At 50.0% G+C, this 2,355-nt stretch carries 4 protein-coding genes; 1 reads left to right on the top strand and 3 read right to left on the bottom strand.

All coding sequences use genetic code 11. The features are described from left to right. Nucleotides 1–533, bottom strand: a 533-nt coding sequence (locus ACR0P9_RS11185; RefSeq protein ID WP_432620164.1) for a tRNA (mnm(5)s(2)U34)-methyltransferase, incomplete at its 3' end; no start/stop codon positions are given. Between the two features lie 111 nt (nucleotides 534–644). Between ACR0P9_RS11185 and ACR0P9_RS11180 the strand changes: the two genes are divergently transcribed. Continuing rightward, nucleotides 645–1,283, top strand: a complete 639-nt coding sequence (locus tag ACR0P9_RS11180; RefSeq protein WP_432620162.1) for a CpXC domain-containing protein — start codon at nucleotides 645–647, stop codon at nucleotides 1,281–1,283. Nucleotides 1,284–1,321: 38 nt separating this feature from the next. Here the strand turns inward: ACR0P9_RS11180 and ACR0P9_RS11175 are convergent, their stop codons facing one another. Together ACR0P9_RS11175 and ACR0P9_RS11170 are read right to left on the bottom strand one after the other, a co-directional pair. Then, complete coding sequence (locus ACR0P9_RS11175; RefSeq protein WP_432620160.1) at nucleotides 1,322–2,221, bottom strand: 4Fe-4S binding protein; 900 nt, start codon at nucleotides 2,219–2,221, stop codon at nucleotides 1,322–1,324. Then, nucleotides 2,221–2,325 carry an FMN-binding protein gene (locus ACR0P9_RS11170; protein WP_432620166.1) on the bottom strand — a complete coding sequence of 35 codons (105 nt, stop codon included), beginning with the start codon at nucleotides 2,323–2,325 and terminating at the stop codon, nucleotides 2,221–2,223. The genes ACR0P9_RS11175 and ACR0P9_RS11170 overlap by 1 nt, the downstream gene beginning before the upstream one ends. Nucleotides 2,326–2,355: the final 30 nt, after the last annotated feature.

Genomic DNA, 2,355 nt, shown 5'->3' with positions numbered 1-2,355 from the left:
GGAATCGGCGGATCGCCCGCCCGATTGGCAAACTGCGTGACGAGAACCGTATACTGTGCCGGATCTATCGTCTTGACGTATTCCAGCAGGGCATCCCGCTCCTCATAGCCGCTTGCTCCGCCGTAATAAATGCTCACGCACATCACGCCATCTTTGCGCAGCAGCTTGAGACCAGCTTCAATTGCCGCAATCGTGCTGTCCGCGTGCGTAAAGATGGTATGATCGCCGCCCGGCAGCCAGCCGAGATTAAATACAATGCAGTCAACGCTGTTTTCTTGTGCATACTTGCCCATATTGGCATGACTGTCGAGCACCACTTCTCCGACATCCGACCAGCCATGCTCCTGCAATCGTTGTCTGGTGTTCGCTACCGCTTGCTCCTGAATGTCAAACGCAAGAACTTTGCCTTTCCGTCCGACCAGCCCGCATAAAAACTCCGTGTCCTTTCCGTTGCCCGCCGTCGCGTCAATGACAAAATCGCCCGGATGAATCCACGATTGTAAATGTGCATGTACCAAGCTCAAGGTATTCATAGATAGCCTCCTCGTTGTTTTTGTTCAAATTATACCATACTTTTACCCAACGCACGATATTTTGTGGTATACTAGAACCATCTTAATTCCCGTGTACAGGAGGGATTTCCCATGTCCAAGCCAAATACCGTATCCATCACCTGTCCTGATTGCGGCACTCCCTTTGAAATGGAGCAATGGAACGTTATCCATGCGCAAAAGCAGCCGGAACTCCGCGAAAAAATCATGAACGGTTCTATGTTCCTGCAAACCTGTCCGCACTGCGGCACGCGTGTTCTTGCTGCCTACACCTGTATTTACAGCAATGACGAAAAGAAATTTCTCGTTTCCTTTCAGCCCAGCGACAAAGAGCCTGCGGCCACGCCATTCGTTCCCGACTACAAGCTGCGTCTGGAACACACACTCCTCGGTTTCTTCGAGCGCATCCGCATCTTAGAATGCGGTTTAGATGATTTGACTCTTGAAATGGTACGATACCTTGTGACCGCACAGCTCTCCCGCCAGTTCCCGGAAAAGCACATCACACACCTGCTGTTTGACAACGCAGACAATGAAAATGTATTCTTCCAGTACGACAGCAACAATCCTTCTGAGCAAATTCAAATTCCACTCGCCACAATTTGGCGGTATGAAGATCAGCTCACCCATTCCGGCTTCCGTCCGAACATCAAGGGATATATCACTGCAAATGACAAATTCGTACAGGAATCCGGTATTCTCAACTGTTTGATACCGAAAAAACAATCATAACGCGAAAAAAGCTCCCAATGGGAGCTTTTTTTGATGATTTAGAAGAAACTGCGAATCAAGCCGAGTGCCAGACAAACAGCGAACAAAATCACTGCTTTGACTACAACCGGAATCGGCGCATTGCCGTCCTGTACGCGGCCATTGGCATAGCTGATGTTGCGGCGCGGGCACACATCGCTGCACTTGCCGCAGGAGATACACTCGCCCATGCGAATATTATCCTCATCGGTCTCCACGGAAACCGGACAATTCTTTGAGCACGCCGAACAGCGATTGATGCAGTTCGGGCGATTGCGCGTATACCGTCCAACAACCGGAAGCAGTGCGAAAATCGCGCCCATCGGGCACAGGAACTGGCAGAAAAAGCGTTCTTTCAGTGCCATGCCAACAATAATAGCGAGCAGAAGGACGATAGCAATCACATATCCCGCCGGAATCGCACGCGGTGCTGTGAGCATCGAGAACACATCCCACGGGCTCCATCCCGGCAGCTTATCATAGACGCCCGCCGCACACAAAATGATGATAGCGAGCAAAATCAAATACTTGATTTTCTGCAAATAGCCGGTCAGATGATCTGGAATCTTTGGCAGCTTCTTCTTGGCTTTTTTCTGAATGAACTGCGACAGCTCATACACGGCATCACCAAACGCGCCAAACGCGCAGGCGTATCCGCAGAAAAATCTGCCGAAAATAATCGTATACATGCATAGCACAATCAGTGTCGTAAAGAAAGAGCTATAGGAAATCGGATCTTTTGCACCAATTGCCGTTGCCATTTCCTTGATACCGGAAAAGCAGGATGTGTATACAGACGGTGCCAGCAGGAAGAAAATCAGCTGAATCACGGCGCGCACACGGCGGCGCAGCTTGACGCGCTGCATCGGATTGACTGGCTTTTTCTTTGCAGCCGTTTTTTGTGATGTTTGCGTTTCCATTATGCTGCGTCCTCCAATGCCTGTTCTACTGCTGTTTTAATACCCGTCGAGGAGAAGGTCGCGCCGCTGATCGTATCTACTTCCGGCGAATTGGCAGAAATCATGCTGTCAATGATACCCTTTGCCTTATCCAG

Source organism: Butyricicoccus sp., assembly GCF_050872565.1.
Taxonomy (GTDB): Bacteria; Bacillota; Clostridia; order Oscillospirales; family Butyricicoccaceae; genus Butyricicoccus_A.
The sequence above is the reverse complement of the archived record's forward strand: the minus strand, read 5'-3'. Positions and strand labels throughout refer to the sequence as shown.

Coding starts and splice junctions, on each gene's coding strand:
- ACR0P9_RS11180 (WP_432620162.1), top strand. CDS start 645: ATGTCCAAGCCAAATACCGTATCCATCACCTGTCCTGATTGCGGCACT.
- ACR0P9_RS11175 (WP_432620160.1), bottom strand. CDS start 2,221: ATGGAAACGCAAACATCACAAAAAACGGCTGCAAAGAAAAAGCCAGTC.
- ACR0P9_RS11170 (WP_432620166.1), bottom strand. CDS start 2,325: ATGATTTCTGCCAATTCGCCGGAAGTAGATACGATCAGCGGCGCGACC.